Raw genomic sequence first — 14,168 nt, 5'->3', positions numbered from 1 at the left:
GTGGGGGGCGGGGACGGCGGCGGGAACAGTCACGTCGGAAGCGGTGTCGGTCATCTCGGCCTTGTCGGGCGGGCGGCGGGGGCGATAGGAGGGACATCATCGTTACCCTCTGTTCGACCTGTTTGGGAGCCGCGTCTTGGAACTGGAATGCTATCCGATGAGCCCCCGGCCGTGCGACCTGGTGCCGGGCCGCCAGTCGCGCAACTGGATGGACGCCTTCGCCAGCCGGCATCCCTATCGCTGTCTGCCGCTGACCATGGCCAACACCACGGGGTGGGAGATCCTGGTCCCGTTCGGCTTCACCGCTGAATGGAACGGCGGCCCGGCCCAGTCCGACATCAAGATCACGCCCGACCGGCCGCAGCCGGAGCTGGACCACTTCGTCACCTCGCACTTCTCGCGCGGGGTGCTGACCATGCACCCGCAGTACCTGTTCAGGACGCCGCCGGGCTGGGGGATGCTGGCGCAGGGCTCGCCGAACCACGTCAAGGACGGCATCCAGCCGCTGACGGGCCTGATCGAGACCGACTGGCTGCCCTTCCCCTTCACGATGAACTGGATCTTCACGCGGCCGGGCAAGGTCAAGTTCGAGAAGGGCGAGCCCTTCTGCTTCATCCTGCCGATCGAGCATCGCAAGGTGGAGGCGTTCGAGCCGGTGATCCGTTCGCTGGACTCCAATCCCGGCATGAAGGGCCAGTTCGACGCCTGGAACCGGGCGCGCACCGACTTCAACACCCGCCTGGCCTCGGGCGATCCCGACGCGGCCAAGGAGGCCTGGCAGCGCTTCTACTTCAAGGGCGAGGTGCCGGAAGCGCTCGGCACGGCGCCGGCGACCCATGCTAACAAGCGCCGGCTCAAGACGCCTCGGGTTGGGTGAGGCCGACGCGAGGGTCCTTCTTTTGAGAGGCCTATCGCGCTTCGCGCTACTTGAGGCCGTTATTACAAACAGCAACGCCCGCCTCATCGCTGAGGCGGGCGTTTTCAGTTCAGACTTATCGCTCTTCGCTCGCGATAGCGCCCCTACTTGGAGACAGGCCGCAGGACGCGCGGGCCGAGGTTGTTGATGACCTCGCGGGCGTCGAAGGCGTTGGGGTCGCCGGCGGGCTTGGCGCCGCGGCCCATGACGATCTCGGCCGTGGCTTCGTAGCGGTCGACCTGACGGATGTCGCGGTCACGACCCCAGTAGGGGTCCCAGGTGCTCCAGTAGCCGCGCTGGTAGAAGCGCCACGACGGACCCCAGTAGGGACCATAGCGGTCGTAGTAGAAGGGATCGGGCGTCGAATAGAAGCGGGTGTCGCGGTCGGTGGCGCGGGTGACGGTGGCGAACCAGTCGTAGCCGTTCTCGACCGTCAGTTCGGCCGCGCGCAGCAGCAGAGACATCTCGACCTGGTCGCGCGACGTGACCGAGTTGCCCGAGAAGCTGACGCTGTAGCGATTGGCCTCGAGACGCTGCTCGGCGTAGCCGCCGCGCTCGCCGTTGTAGCCCGCCGGCTGATAGGGGGTGGCGGTGGCGCAGGCGCCCAGCGCCAGGGCGCCTGCGACCGCGAGCAGAACTGGAGCTTTGCGAAGATGTTTCATGGAAGGTTCTCCTTGAACGTCCATAGAACGTCCGTGGTTCTGAACGAGGCGTGAACGGCCAAGTTCCTTATCACGGACCTGAATGACCTAACCGTGCAATCTGGTTACGATCAGAAGGGCCGCAAGGATCAGCAAGCTGCCGACGAAAATCCCGAAGCCGCGCTTGAAGCGGGGCTGGTTCATCCGGTCCGCCAGGGCGGCGCCGCCGAGGCCGTAGGCGCTCATCGACAGCAGGTCCATGCCGATGGTGGCCAGGGCGAACAGGGCCAGCTGGGGCGCCACAGGACGGTTCATGTCCAGGAAGGGCGGCAGGACGGCGGTGAAGAAGAGGATGGCTTTGGGATTGGCGATCTGGACCGTGAAGCCGTCGATCAGGGCGCTGCGTCCGCGCCGGACCTCTACGTGCTCCGGCTCAGCGGCGGTGGCGAAGGCGCCGCGCAGCGCCTTGATCCCCAGCCAGGCGACATAGAGGGCGCCGAGCACGGCGATGAGACGGAAGACCTGAGGAAAGGCGGCGACCAGGGCGCCGAGGCCCAGGGCGGCGGCGCCGAACCAGACCAGGGTGGCGGCGTTCATGCCGACCACGCCGATAAGGGCCGAGGCGCGGCCCTTCTCCATGCCGGTCGCCACGGCGAACAGGTTGGCGGGGCCGGGCGTGATCGCCATGACGGCCATGACGCCGAAGAAGGCGGCGTAGAGATGCGGATCGACGGGAAGCGCGGCCATACGATCCCCTTTCCGGCGGGGGATCGGTCAGGTCAAGCCTTGTCGAGCGAGATCAGGCCTCGGCGGGCGGGGCGGGCGCCACAGGCGGGGCCGGGGGCGCGACGAAGGCGTCGTTGACCTCTTCGATCGCATCCATCGACTGGCCGACGGCGTAGTCGGCCATCAGGCCGTAGGTCACCATTTGATCGGGATCGGTCTGAGCCCAGGCGCTGTTGCTCGCCATGCCGTCAACCATGGGGGCGACGCCGGCCAGGGTCTCGGCGACGATGGCGTCGATGTCGATTGCGGCCAGGGCCTGATTGGCGATTTCACCGGCCTGCTGCGTCGCCATGGTGGTGAAGGCGGCGACATGGGGCTGGTACTCGGACCACAGGGCGGCCACGCGCAGGCCCTTGGCGGTTTCACTGAGGGCGTCGTCGTCCTGGATGGCTTCGGCGCGTTCGCCGAACTCCTCCATCTTCTGCTCGAAGGCGGCGGCGGCGGCCTCCAACTGGACCTCGGCGGCGGTCTTGCTCTCCTGGGCTACGGCGGCGGAGACGGGCAGCAGGGCCAGGGCGGCGGCGAGCGACAGGGCGCGGATCATCGGGAGGGCTCCTTCGGCGGACGTCGCAAGGTCCGCCGAAGGAGGAGCGATCTCAAGTGAAATCGCGGTAAGGCGTCGGGGGCCTCGAGGTCAGTTCGGTGCGGCGGGCGCCGCCGGGGCGGCCAGGGCCTGGTCGATGCTGGCGCGAATCTGGGCCGGAACGGCGCGAACCTGAGCCGGCCCGGCCGTGGCGGCGGCGAGAATCTGGTCCTTCTGAGCGGCGCGCTCGGGTCGGTCGGCCAAGGCGCGCATGAAGGTTTCCAGTTCAACGGCGAAGGCTTCGAACTTGGGATCGTAGCGGTCCAGGATGGCGTTGGTGCGGGCCTTCTTGGCGGCGGCGTCGAGGGCGGCGTCTTCCATCACGGCCTGTAGTTCCACGCCCATCTGCTGGGTCTCGGCCTCGAAGGCCATGCCCTTGGCTTCAAAGGCGGTTTCTTCGGGCGACATGGCTGGGGCGGCGGTGACGGCCGGGCTCTGGGCCGGGGCCGCAGGGGCGGCGTCCTGGGCGACGGCGGGCGCGGCGAAGGCGAGCGTCGCCGCAGCGGCGGCGAGGGTCAGGCGCAGGGACATGAGGAAGGCTCCGGCAGGGCGGGAGCCTGATGCTCGCCGCAGGACAATATCGATCACTCGATCGATGATGATGGCAAGGTTGGCCTTGTCAGAGGCCAAGGGCAAGCGCCAGCATGGGACCATGAAGCGATCTCATGTTCTTTTCGGCCTGACCGTCGTTGTCGGGCTTGTTCTGGGCGGCGCGCAGGCCGAGGCGCAGACGCCGGCGCGCGTCTATTCCGTTTCGGGCGACTGCGGCGGCAAGCCCGCGACCACGGTGCGCATGGCGCCGGGGCTCTGCCTGGGTCTGGTCTGGCAGGGGGCGGGCGCCGAGGGGCCGAGGATGCCGCGCGGGCTGATGCCGCTGGAGGGCGGCGACTGGCTGGTCACGGACCTGGGCGGCTGGGACGCGGGCAAGGGGGCGGTCTGGCGGCTGTCGTTTGCGGGCGACGGGGCGGTGCGCTGGCGGCGGCTGACGGGCGGGCTGTCGATGCCGCACACCGTGGCGCGCGGGCCGGACGGGCGCGTCTATGTGTCGGAGATGAACCGCATCCTGACCCTGGACCCCGAGGCGGCGGACCCGGCGGCCAGCGTGCGCACCGTGATCGGCGACCTGCCGGACAACCGGCTGCATGATAATCGCCACCCGCTGTCGAGCTTTGTTTTCGACGGGAACGGCGACCTGCTGGTCAATGTCGGGGCGCCCAGCGACCGTTGTCTGGACGGGGCGGGCAAGGTGAAGGCGGACGCGCGCGGGGCCTGCGTCGAGGAGGCGGCGACGGCCCAGGTGCGCCGCCACGCCTACCTAGGGAACGGGCGTTGGGCCGAGGAGAGTCGCGTCTTCGCCAGCGGCCTGCGCAACTCCATCGCCCTGGTGCGGCATCCGGCGGGGACGATCTTGCAGGCCGAGAACTCGGTGGACCTGCCCACGCCCGAGCATCCGTTCGACGAGGTCAATGTGCTGCGTCAGGGCGGTCACTACGGCTGGCCGTACTGCGTGGACCTGGCCACACCGCTGCCCGGATGGTCGGCCGGTCAGGCGCGGTGCGGCGAGCGGGATCAGCCGACAGCCCTGCTGCCGCCGCACGCGGCGCCGCTGGACATGATCTATTATGACGGGGCGATGTTCCCGGAACTGCGCGGGCGGCTGCTGATGACCTGGCACGGCTATCGCCGCACGGCGGGCCGGATCACGGCGGTGGAGACGGATGAAGCCGGCGTTCCCCTGACCGATGTGGGCGGGCGCTACGCCATCTATCCGCGCGGGTCGCTGGCCTATCCGGCCGGGGCGCCGAGCGTGAAGGGGAAGGTGCTGACGCCGGGCTGGGACCGCGTGGCGGGGCGTCAGCCGCGCGGCTCGCCGGTGGTCATGGCGGTCGCCGCCGACGGGTCGATCTGGGTCACGGACGACCGCAGCCGGGCGATCCTCAGGAAGTCCCGCAATTCAGGGATTTCAGCAGCTTCCCCGGTCCAACCCACCCATGCGCGCTCATTGATCCGAAAGGGGAAATGGGCGCGTTGGCTAACCCCAATTCCAGGCTGTCGGACACGAAAAACCCCGGCAGGCTGGCGGGCCACACCGGGGTTCGGAATGATCTAGCTGAACGGCAAGAACGGGGTGAAGCCTATAACGGGCGCACGCCGAGGTCGAGCAATTTTGACATGAACGCCTGGGCTGCCGCCTGCGATTCATTCTTCGACTGCGCCGAGCGTACCGCGCGCATCGTGGAGGCCTGCCGCGTCCTGGCTGAACTGCTGCCCGATAGCGACGACTACCCCGAACCGTGGTTCCTCGGGGCGGTGCGGTCGTGAGCGTCGCGCGAGACTTTGACCGCGAGTTCGAGGAACAAGCCGCCGCCATTCAGGCTAAGGCCGCCTCCAGGCCGGTTCTAAGGATCTTCGATCCGCTGGACGATCTCGACGCGATACCCGCGAAGCCCAAACGGCAGGTGTCGTTCGGCGCCGATGAACTATGGGACATGCACTTCCCGCCTGTCGCATGGATCGTGCCTGACTACATCACGGCCGGTCTGACGCTGCTTGTCGGCGCACCGAAGCTTGGAAAGTCCTGGCTCGCCCTCGACATCTGCAACGCCGTCGCCCAGGGAGGCTACACGCTAGGCGACCGCTACTGCATCCAGGGCGATGTTCTCTACGCGGCCCTGGAAGACAACCCGCGCCGGATAAAGGATCGCCTGCACAAGGTCTGCGCTCGCAAACCCGGTTCCGGCTTCACCGTCTGGACCGAGATGAGGATGCTGGACGAGGGAGGTCTGGACGACCTGCGCCAATGGATCGTCGCCGCCGACAAGCCCCGCCTGATCGTCATCGACGTGCTCAATAAAGTCCGAGCCTCCCAGGGCAGAAGCGAAGCCCCCTATCAATACGATTACCGCAGCGTCACCCCCTTGAAGGAGCTGGCCGACGAGTTCGGCCTGGCCATAGTCGTCATCCACCACACCCGCAAAGCTGAGGCCGGCGACAAACTGGAGAAGGTCAGCGGGACGAACGGCCTGACGGGCGCCGCAGACACCACGATCATCCTCGACCGCGATGGCGAAGGGGTCACCCTGTCGGGCCGTGGCCGGGACATCGCTGAGTTCGAGACGGCGCTGGAGTTCCAGAAGGACATCTGCCGCTGGCGTGTCCTGGGCGATGCCGTGGAGGTACGGCGCTCCGATGAACGGACGTCGATCCTGGATGCGCTGAAGGGAGAAACGACCCCGATGAACCCGCGCGAAATCGTCGATGTTAGCGGTCAAGCCTACGCCAGCGTCCGCTTCCTACTGCACAAGATGGCCAAGGCTGGCGAGGTTCAGAAGGTCGGCAGAGGCAAATACCTGCATCCTGATATCTCCCCCCCTAACATCGCTAACAACGCTAACATTCAGGAGGACGAAGCATGAACGTCCCTCGCCCCATTGTTAGCGATGTGAGCGATGTTAGCGCCTCCCACCCCCACCCTTCGGAAAACGGAAGCATGAGACCCCCCGAGTACGCCCAGCCCGATGGCCTCTATGGCGCCAGCGAGATCGCCGCCCACCTCTTCGGCGACGAGACCAGGGTCAAGAAGGTCTACAACCTTCATCATCGCGTTCGCCCCCCGCACCGCTTCCCCATCTACCGCATGGCTGGCCAGCTTGTGGCGCTACGCTCGGAGATCAAGGCTTGGTTCGCCCTACAGCGTGAGGCCCAGAGCAGTAACGACGCAGCATCACAGGACGAGGCCGCATGACCGCCCATGATGAGATCAGGGCCAAGGCTCATGAGCTGGTCGAGCTTGGCTGGTCGGCCGGCGTTCTTATCGAGGTCAACCTCTGCCCGATGAAGGAACCCGAGGACGGTGAAGTTCAGCCTCGGCCCTTCCAAGTGATCAAGGGCGGCTTGGACTGACCAGGGAGGGGCGGGTCCAGACTTCAATCCGTTGCCTAAGGACCGGTGGGGGAGGACAAAACGAAAAGTCACGGGATTGGCGGTTTTTCTCAGACCCACATCGATGAGCAAACCTGAGCAAGCCTGAGCAATATAGAGCAGTGCCATTTAGCGACGTGTCGATTTCCCTACGATGTCCCAGTTATTGAAACACTGGGGCTACCTTGCTCAAGAACGCCGCCAAGCTGCTGGGTTTCGAGGTCAAGGCCTCCCCGACCGTCGCCCCCGATGCGACCGACGCAGAATCCGTCTCCTGGCTGGAGGCAATCTTCGGCGCCCAGCGCGGGATCGCCGGCATCTCGGTCACCCCCGACAGCGCGATGAAGTGCCCCACGGCCTACGCCTGCGTCGCGGTTCTGGCCCAGGCCGTCGCCCAGCTTCCCCTGCACCTCTACGAGCGCACGGCTGACGGCGGCAAAGAGCGCGCAACGGGCCACGTCCTGCACACCCTGCTGGGCGATCAGCCGAACGACTGGACGAGCGCCTACGAGTTCCGCCAGGCCATGATGTCCTCGGCCCTCCGCTATGATCAGGGCGCCTTCGCCTGGATCGGACGTGTCGGCGGCGAGATCCAGGAGCTGGTTCAGATCCCTTCGGCCTCGGTCGCGGTCGAAACGGACCCCTACACCCGCGAGCCCCTCTACAAGGTCAGCGAGCGCAACGGCCGCCAGCGCACCTATGACCGCACCGACATCTTCCACCTGAAGCCGCTCGACGGCGTCGCCCCGCTGACGGCGGCCCGCGAAGCCATCGCCGTGATGATGGTCATGGAACGCCACGCCGCCAAGCTGTTCGGTAAGGGCGCCCGCCCCTCTGGCGTCCTGACCCTGCCCAAGGGCTTGAGCGTCGATGCGATGAAGCGCGCCGCCTCCTCCTGGAACAAGGCGCACGGCGCGGACAGTTCGAGCGGCACCGCCTTCATGGAGGATGGCACCACCTGGCAGCAGCTTCAGTTCTCGTCGGTGGATGCCCAGTTCATGGAACTACGCCGCGAGCAGGTGATCGACATCGCCCGCCCGTTCCGCATCCCGCCTCCCCTGTTGCAGGAGCTTGGCCGCGCGACCTGGAGCAACACCGAACAGCTCGGCCAGCAGTTCCTGACCCTCTGCCTGATGCCCTGGCTGAAGCAGTGGGAGGGCGCGATCCGCCGGTCCCTGCTGAGCGCCGACGAACGGCAGACCTATTTCCCTGAGTTCCTCGTGGACGACATCGTGCGGGCCGACCTGGCTGCGCGGATGGAGGCCTACAGCAAGGCCATCACCAACGGCGTCCTGAACCCCAACGAGGTCCGCGCCATGGAGAACCGCACCCCCTACGCAGGCGGTGAAGAGTTCCGGCGCCCCATGAACACCGAAAAGCCGGGAGCCGTCGAATGACCGACAGCCTGTTTCCCATCGAACTGAAGGCCATCGGCGAGACCGGGGAGATCGAAGGCTACGCTTCGACCTTCGGCAACCGTGACCTGGCTGGCGACATCGTCCTGCCTGGAGCCTTCACCAAGTCGCTCGGCGGCCGTGGCGCTGGCGCGGTGGCGATGCTCTGGGGCCATGACCAGAAGCGCCCCATCGGCGTCTGGACCGAGATCAAGGAAGACGGCCAGGGCTTGCGCGTGAAGGGCCGGATCCTCACCGCCACCCGCGACGGGGCCGACGCTTTCGAGTTCGCCAAGGCTGGCGCCGTGGGCGGCCTGTCCATCGGCTACCGCACCACCCGAGCCCGGCAGGATCGCGAGCGCAAAGCCCGCCTGCTGGAGGCCGTGGACCTGCACGAGATCAGTCTGGTGGCCATTCCCGCCAACCCGCTGTCGCGCGTCGAGCGCGTGAAGTCCCACTGCCCCGACCGTGCGCGCCGGATCGTGGCTCAGCTCAACGCGGCTGCTGCCGCCCTGCGCGCCTAGGAGACCACACCCATGCTGACCCACGCCCCTCTCGAAACCAAAGACGCCCCGGACGGCGATGACCTGGAAGTCAAAACCGCCCTGGAGACGCTGACCAAGTCGGTCGACGACAAGGTGAAGGCTGCCGTTGAAGCAGCCCTGAAACCCGGCCAGGACGAAACCAAGGCCCTGAAAGCCGAGATCGCCGCCCTGAAGCGCCCCGGCGCCGGCGGCCAGGACGACGAGCCCAAGATCGAAGAGAAGGCCTTCTGGGGCTTTGTTCGCGGCGGCACCGAGTCCCTGGAGGCCGACGAACGCAAGGCCCTGATCGTCTCGGATGACAGCAAGGGCGGCTTCCTGGCTCCCGAGCAGTTCGAGGCCCAGCTTCAGAAGGAGCTGGTCGAGATCAGCCCCATCCGCGCCGCCGCCCGCGTCACCCCGACCACGGCCGGCCGCATCGTCTGGCCGAAGCGCACTGGCACAATCACCGCCAAATGGGTCGGCGAGACCGAGGAACGCCCGAAGACGGAACCCACCTACGGGCAGGCCGGCATCGACGTTCACGAGATGGCTGCATACATCGACGTCAGCAACTGGCTGCTGGAAGACAGCGCCATCGATCTGGCCTCGGAGCTGGCCAGCGACTTCGCCGAAGAGTTCGGTCGTCTGGAGGGCGTGGCCTTCCTGATCGGCGACGGCATCAAGAAGCCGGTCGGCATCCTGAACGACGCCGCAATCCCGACCGTGGCGAACGGCCATGCCGCCAACGTCTCGGCCGACGCCCTGATCCAGCTGATGTACGACCTGCCGCCGACCTATCGGAACCGTGGCTCCTTCATGCTGAACGGCGCCTCCATCGCCGCCTACCGCCTGCTCAAGGACGCCAACGGCCGCTTCCTCTGGCAGGACTCCATCCAGGCAGGTCAACCGGCCACCCTGCTGGGCCGTCCCGTCATTGAAGCCGTCGACATGCCGGGCATCGAGGCGAACGCCACCCCGGTCATCTACGGCGACTTCGCCTCGGGCTACCGCATCGCTGACCGTGTCGGCCTGTCGATCCTGCGCGACCCCTACACCGTCGTCACCGAGGGTCTGGTCCGCTTCCACGGCCGCCGCCGTGTCGGCGCTGGCACCGTCCGCCCCGACGCTTTCCGCAAACTCAAGATGGCCGTGAGCTGAGGAGCAGACTGATGCGCGAACAATCCAACTCCATGAAGATCGTCTCGGCTATCGTGCCGGGCGTCTACACCGCTGACACCACGCCGGTCACCATTGACCGCCTGGGCTATGCCTCGGCCACCATCGCCATCCATGTGGGCGTCGGCGGCATCACCTTCACCGGCACGAACAAGATCGAGTTCGTTCTGGAGGACAGCTACGATGGGACGGCATGGGCTCCAGTCCCCGCCAGCCAGGTGGTCGGTCCTGACCTGACGGCTGACGACGGCATCGTGCTGGCCCTCAAGACGGCCCAGGCAGCCGCCAAGGTGACCAAGCTCGGCTACATCGGCGACGCCCGCTACATCCGCCTCAAGGGCGACTTCAGCGGCACCCACGGCACCGGCACCCCGCTGGCCGCCGAGGTCATCTTCGGCCGTCCCGCCCAGTACCCGGTGGACTGATGCCTATGCGGGCGCCGAGCATCTGCGGCTGCGGCCGGGTAGCGCAGACGGGGCGGTCCTGCCTCGCCTGTTCGGCTGCCCGCGCCAAGGCCTACGAGGCCCGGCGCCCGTCCGCTCGCGAGCGCGGCTACACCTCGAAATGGGAAACTGAGAGCAAGGCCTTCCTGGCCAAGCCCGAGAACCGCCTGTGCGCCTGCGGCTGCGGTCGCAAGGCCGACATGGTGGATCACATCACCCCGCACCGGGGCGACATGAGCCTGTTCTGGCGCCGGTCCAACTGGCAGCCGATGGCCTCCTCGCCCTGTCACGCCTCGATGAAACAGAAACTGGAGCGCGCCCATGGCCGGTAATGCTGTCGTCGGCGCCCTGCGCGTCACCCTTGGGCTGGACTCGGCCTCGTTCACAGACGGCCTGGACGGCGCTCAGAAGGCGCTGAAAGACGCCGGGGCCAAGATGCAGAAGGTCGGCGCAGGCCTCGCCACAGTCGGCGCAGGCATGTCGGTCGCCATCACCGCCCCATTCATCGCCCTCGGCGCTCACCTCTTGCAGGGCAGCCAGGACGCCGCGCACGCCGCCGGTCAGGTCAAGGCCGCGTTGGAAAGCATGGGCGGGGCCAGCGGCAAGACGGCCGAGCAACTGTCGGCCTCGGCTGAAGCCCTGCGGAACCTGACCGGCGTCGATGACGACGAGATCCTGACCAAGCTGACGGCCAACCTGCTGAGCTTCGGCAACATCGCTGGCGACGCGTTCGACCGCGCCCAGCTCGCCGCCCTGAACTTGTCGGCCCGTATGCAGGGAGACCTGCAGGGCGCCACCATGATGATCGGCAAGGCGCTGAACGACCCGGTCAAGGGACTGGCAGCTCTTGGCCGCGCCGGTATCCAGTTCACCGATCAGCAGAAAGAACAGATCAAATCCATGGTCGCGGTCGGCAATGCCGCCGGCGCCCAGGGCATCATGCTCAACGAGCTGGAACGCCAGTTCGGGGGAGCGGCAGAGGCAGCGGGCAACGCCGACATCTGGAAGCCGATGAAGACGGCCCTGATGGACCTGGAGGGTGCGTTCGAGCCCATCGTCCGGGACGTCATCGGCCCGCTGATTGCCAAGGTCGCGGAGATGACCAAGGCATTCGCCAACCTCTCGCCTGAAACCCAGAAGTTCATCGCCATCGGAGCGGCTGTCGCGGCCGCCATTGGCCCGCTTCTGGTCGGCCTCGGCGGCGTGGTCACCGCTGTCGGAGCCCTGCTGCCGGTGTTCGGGGCCGTTGCGGCCGTCATGAGCGGCCCGGTCATCCTGGCCATCGGCGCGGCGGTCCTCGCCTTCCTGGCATTCAAGGACGACATCATCCCGGTGGTGATGCAGTTCGCCACCACCCTGAAGGAGACGCTGGGGCCGAAGATCATGCCCCTGTTCGACGCCCTCAAAGGCGCGGTCTCGGCCATCGGTGAGATGTTCAGCGCCATCTTCGGATCGGGCAGCGGGTCCAGTTCGGCCAACCTGAAGGTCTGGGGTCAGAGCATCGCTCAGGTGTTCGGCGCTGCGATCGACCTGATCACCGGCGCCATCAACGTCATCACCAACGTCTTCCGCGCATTGGGGGCTCTCCTGCGCGGCGACTTCAGCGCCATGTGGGGCTATCTCTGGCAGGCCGTAAAGTCCGCCGTCAGCGCCATCCTCAACGCCTTCGAGACCCTCTTCCCGGGCGTGATCGACTCGATGCGCAAGCTGGTAGAGGGCGTCACCTCCTGGCTCCAGGGCAGGCTGTTCGGCGTGCTCAAGTCGGTGATCGACAAGGTGAAAGGCGTCTCGGATGCCTTCTTCAAGCTCTACGATGCGGTCGTCGGCCACTCCTACGTCCCTGACATGGTGACCGAGATCGGCCAGTGGATGGCCAAGCTCGACGACAACATGGTCAAGCCTGCCGTCAGCGCCACGCGCACGGCCGCCGAAGCCTTCGAGGACATGCAGCAGCGGGTCCGCCGGTCGATGCAGGGCCTGATGTCCGACCGGGAGAGCCTGGATCTCGACTTCCGCACCGACAGCAAGGAACTCAACGCCCAACTGGCCGCCGGTCCCCGCAAGGGCGGGATTGATCAGAAGCAGTTTGACGAGATGCAGCGCCGGCTCCAGGCCCGCTATCGTGCTGACAGCGCCGGTCTGGATGCTGCCGGTCTGAGCCTGCCAGACATCCCGGCCCTGAAAGACATCGGCGACACGCCCGGCGTCAAGGCGATCAACGACGCCGTGGCCAGCATGAACCAGACCATCACGGACAGCCGCGAGAAGTTCGCCGACGCCTTTGAATACGGCATCGACGCCGCCCTGCGGGGGGACTGGCAAGGGGTTCTGCAGGCGATGTTCGGCGACGTGATGAGCGATGCCCTGAAAGGTATCGGCCGATCCATCTTCGACGCCCTGGGCGGATCGCAGGGCGGCGGCGGCGGCGGCCTTGGGTCGATTTTGTCGGGAGCGATGAAGTTCCTCCCCGGCTTCGCGCGCGGCGGATCCTTCGAGGTCGGCGGTTCCGGCACGGTGGACTCCAAGCTGGTCGCCTTCCGCGCCACGCCCGGCGAGCGAGTCGATATTTCAACCAAGGGCCAGCAGCGCGATGTCGGCGGTCAATCCGGCATGATCATCAGCGTCGATAAGTCCCGCTATTTCGACGTGGCCGTCCAGCGCGCCGCCGGTCCCCAGGCCATGCAGGCCGCTTCCAGCGCAGTCGCGATGTCCCGTCAGGACATGGCGAGCGCACAGCGTCATTCCAGACAGAGGATCCGCTGATGAGCACCATAATCTCCCTCGCCAGCGCCAAGCAGCATCTGGGCATCCTGGACGGCCATCAAGACACCCTCGTGCAGGACTTGCTGGACGCCGCCGTCGACGCCTGCTCCCGCTATATCGGCACCGAGGATCAACCCGACCCCCTGCCGCCCATTTTCGTGCAGGCGGTGAAGATGACCCTGGCCGCCCTGTTCGAGGGGCGTGAGGGCGCGACCGTCCCGGAGGAGGCCCAGACGCTCTTGAGCGACCTGCGCCCCTGGGTGTTCGGATGAAGCTCGGCCGGCTGGACACCTACATCGAGATCGTGCGCGACGGCATCACCGGCCGCGACGAGTTCAACGCGCCTATCTACGGAGCCGTCACCGTGGCCACGGCTATGGCTGAGCGCGTCCAGTCCAGCGGCCGGGAGTTCCTGTCCGCCGACGCCATCCAGAACGAGCAGCGGGTTGTCTTCCGCCTGCACTGGCTGCCCGAGATCACCACCAAGGACCGCGTCGTCTGCGACGGCCAGACCCACAACATCCATGAGGTCCGCCCGCTCGGCCGCGCCCGTCACATGGAACTGCACACCGTGGCGAGGGCGGCATGAGCCGGGGCGTCACCGTCAAGGTCGAAGGCCTGAAGGATCTGGAAAAGGCCCTGTCGGAGCTGAAGGTCTCGACCGCGCGCAACATCGCCCGGCGAGGCCTGAAGCAGGCCTTGGAGCCGATGGCCGAGGCTGCCCGCCGGCGCGTGCCCTCCATGTCTGGCGACCTGGCCGAGAGCATCAACGTCACCACGAAGAACCCCAAGCGGAACCGCAAGCAGTCGCAGATCGAGGCCCACATGGGGCCGGGTCGACACCCGCAGGGACCCCAGACCGAGTTCGGAAACCGCAACCATGGCCCGCAGCCGTTCATGCGGCCGGCCTGGGAGGAGGAGAAGCATGGAGCCCTCGAAAGCCTCGCCGGCATCCTCGGCGAAGAGATCGATAAAGCCGCCAAGCGCGCCGCGCGCAAGGCTGCGAGAACTGGAGCGTAAG

Annotated in this window: 19 protein-coding genes; 15 read left to right on the top strand and 4 right to left on the bottom strand. The window is 66.9% G+C overall.

Annotated elements, in window-relative coordinates:
• The first annotated feature begins 136 nt into the window (after window positions 1-136).
• Window positions 137-877 (top strand): DUF6065 family protein, encoded by a 741-nt coding sequence (locus tag DXK21_RS13865; protein WP_114818366.1) that lies wholly within the window; start codon window positions 137-139, stop codon window positions 875-877.
• A 143-nt stretch (window positions 878-1,020) separates the two neighbouring features.
• Here DXK21_RS13865 and DXK21_RS13860 read toward each other — a convergent pair whose 3' ends face one another.
• From DXK21_RS13860 to DXK21_RS13845, 4 genes are all read right to left on the bottom strand, one after another.
• Window positions 1,021-1,578: a CC0125/CC1285 family lipoprotein gene (locus DXK21_RS13860; protein WP_114818365.1), complete on the bottom strand. Its 558-nt coding sequence runs from the start codon at window positions 1,576-1,578 to the stop codon at window positions 1,021-1,023.
• Window positions 1,579-1,665: 87 nt separating this feature from the next.
• On the bottom strand, window positions 1,666-2,304 hold the full coding sequence (locus DXK21_RS13855; RefSeq protein ID WP_114818364.1) for a LysE family translocator: 639 nt from the start codon (window positions 2,302-2,304) through the stop codon (window positions 1,666-1,668).
• A 52-nt stretch (window positions 2,305-2,356) separates the two neighbouring features.
• Window positions 2,357-2,887 (bottom strand): hypothetical protein, encoded by a 531-nt coding sequence (locus DXK21_RS13850; protein ID WP_114818363.1) that lies wholly within the window; start codon window positions 2,885-2,887, stop codon window positions 2,357-2,359.
• A gap of 90 nt (window positions 2,888-2,977) precedes the next feature.
• The gene (locus DXK21_RS13845) at window positions 2,978-3,457 is read right to left on the bottom strand and encodes a translation initiation factor IF-2 (RefSeq protein ID WP_114818362.1); all 480 of its coding nucleotides are present in this window, start codon (window positions 3,455-3,457) and stop codon (window positions 2,978-2,980) included.
• A gap of 121 nt (window positions 3,458-3,578) precedes the next feature.
• Here DXK21_RS13845 and DXK21_RS13840 point away from each other — a divergent pair, with 121 nt between their 5' ends.
• The 14 genes from DXK21_RS13840 (at window position 3,579) to DXK21_RS13785 (ending at window position 14,167) form a co-directional block, all read left to right on the top strand.
• On the top strand, window positions 3,579-5,036 hold the full coding sequence (locus tag DXK21_RS13840; RefSeq protein ID WP_114818369.1) for a PQQ-dependent sugar dehydrogenase: 1,458 nt from the start codon (window positions 3,579-3,581) through the stop codon (window positions 5,034-5,036).
• Window positions 5,037-5,098: 62 nt separating this feature from the next.
• The gene (locus tag DXK21_RS16600) at window positions 5,099-5,248 is read left to right on the top strand and encodes a hypothetical protein (RefSeq protein WP_162790697.1); all 150 of its coding nucleotides are present in this window, start codon (window positions 5,099-5,101) and stop codon (window positions 5,246-5,248) included.
• Window positions 5,245-6,342, top strand: coding sequence for an AAA family ATPase (locus tag DXK21_RS13835; protein ID WP_114818361.1), 1,098 nt, complete (start codon window positions 5,245-5,247; stop codon window positions 6,340-6,342). Before DXK21_RS16600 ends, DXK21_RS13835 begins: the two co-directional genes overlap by 4 nt.
• A gap of 74 nt (window positions 6,343-6,416) precedes the next feature.
• Window positions 6,417-6,671: a hypothetical protein gene (locus tag DXK21_RS13830; protein ID WP_114818360.1), complete on the top strand. Its 255-nt coding sequence runs from the start codon at window positions 6,417-6,419 to the stop codon at window positions 6,669-6,671.
• Window positions 6,668-6,829 (top strand): hypothetical protein, encoded by a 162-nt coding sequence (locus DXK21_RS16595; RefSeq protein ID WP_162790695.1) that lies wholly within the window; start codon window positions 6,668-6,670, stop codon window positions 6,827-6,829. Before DXK21_RS13830 ends, DXK21_RS16595 begins: the two co-directional genes overlap by 4 nt.
• Before the next feature lie 203 nt (window positions 6,830-7,032).
• Window positions 7,033-8,244, top strand: coding sequence for a phage portal protein (locus tag DXK21_RS13825; RefSeq protein ID WP_114818359.1), 1,212 nt, complete (start codon window positions 7,033-7,035; stop codon window positions 8,242-8,244).
• Window positions 8,241-8,765: an HK97 family phage prohead protease gene (locus DXK21_RS13820; RefSeq protein ID WP_114818358.1), complete on the top strand. Its 525-nt coding sequence runs from the start codon at window positions 8,241-8,243 to the stop codon at window positions 8,763-8,765. The genes DXK21_RS13825 and DXK21_RS13820 overlap by 4 nt, the downstream gene beginning before the upstream one ends.
• A gap of 12 nt (window positions 8,766-8,777) precedes the next feature.
• The gene (locus tag DXK21_RS13815) at window positions 8,778-9,923 is read left to right on the top strand and encodes a phage major capsid protein (protein ID WP_211306041.1); all 1,146 of its coding nucleotides are present in this window, start codon (window positions 8,778-8,780) and stop codon (window positions 9,921-9,923) included.
• A gap of 11 nt (window positions 9,924-9,934) precedes the next feature.
• Window positions 9,935-10,366 (top strand): hypothetical protein, encoded by a 432-nt coding sequence (locus DXK21_RS13810; RefSeq protein WP_114818357.1) that lies wholly within the window; start codon window positions 9,935-9,937, stop codon window positions 10,364-10,366.
• A gap of 5 nt (window positions 10,367-10,371) precedes the next feature.
• Window positions 10,372-10,716, top strand: coding sequence for a hypothetical protein (locus DXK21_RS13805; RefSeq protein WP_211306040.1), 345 nt, complete (start codon window positions 10,372-10,374; stop codon window positions 10,714-10,716).
• Window positions 10,706-13,147 carry a phage tail tape measure protein gene (locus DXK21_RS13800; protein ID WP_114818355.1) on the top strand — a complete coding sequence of 814 codons (2,442 nt, stop codon included), beginning with the start codon at window positions 10,706-10,708 and terminating at the stop codon, window positions 13,145-13,147. The genes DXK21_RS13805 and DXK21_RS13800 overlap by 11 nt, the downstream gene beginning before the upstream one ends.
• Window positions 13,147-13,419: a head-tail connector protein gene (locus DXK21_RS13795; RefSeq protein ID WP_114818354.1), complete on the top strand. Its 273-nt coding sequence runs from the start codon at window positions 13,147-13,149 to the stop codon at window positions 13,417-13,419. Before DXK21_RS13800 ends, DXK21_RS13795 begins: the two co-directional genes overlap by 1 nt.
• Window positions 13,416-13,736, top strand: a complete 321-nt coding sequence (locus tag DXK21_RS13790) for a phage head closure protein (protein ID WP_114818353.1) — start codon at window positions 13,416-13,418, stop codon at window positions 13,734-13,736. The genes DXK21_RS13795 and DXK21_RS13790 overlap by 4 nt, the downstream gene beginning before the upstream one ends.
• On the top strand, window positions 13,733-14,167 hold the full coding sequence (locus DXK21_RS13785; RefSeq protein ID WP_114818352.1) for an HK97-gp10 family putative phage morphogenesis protein: 435 nt from the start codon (window positions 13,733-13,735) through the stop codon (window positions 14,165-14,167). Before DXK21_RS13790 ends, DXK21_RS13785 begins: the two co-directional genes overlap by 4 nt.
• Window position 14,168: the final 1 nt, after the last annotated feature.

It is taken from the genome of Brevundimonas bullata, assembly GCF_003350205.1.
Lineage (GTDB): Bacteria > Pseudomonadota > Alphaproteobacteria > Caulobacterales > Caulobacteraceae > Brevundimonas > Brevundimonas bullata.
This window is presented reverse-complemented; position numbering and strand designations above follow the sequence as displayed.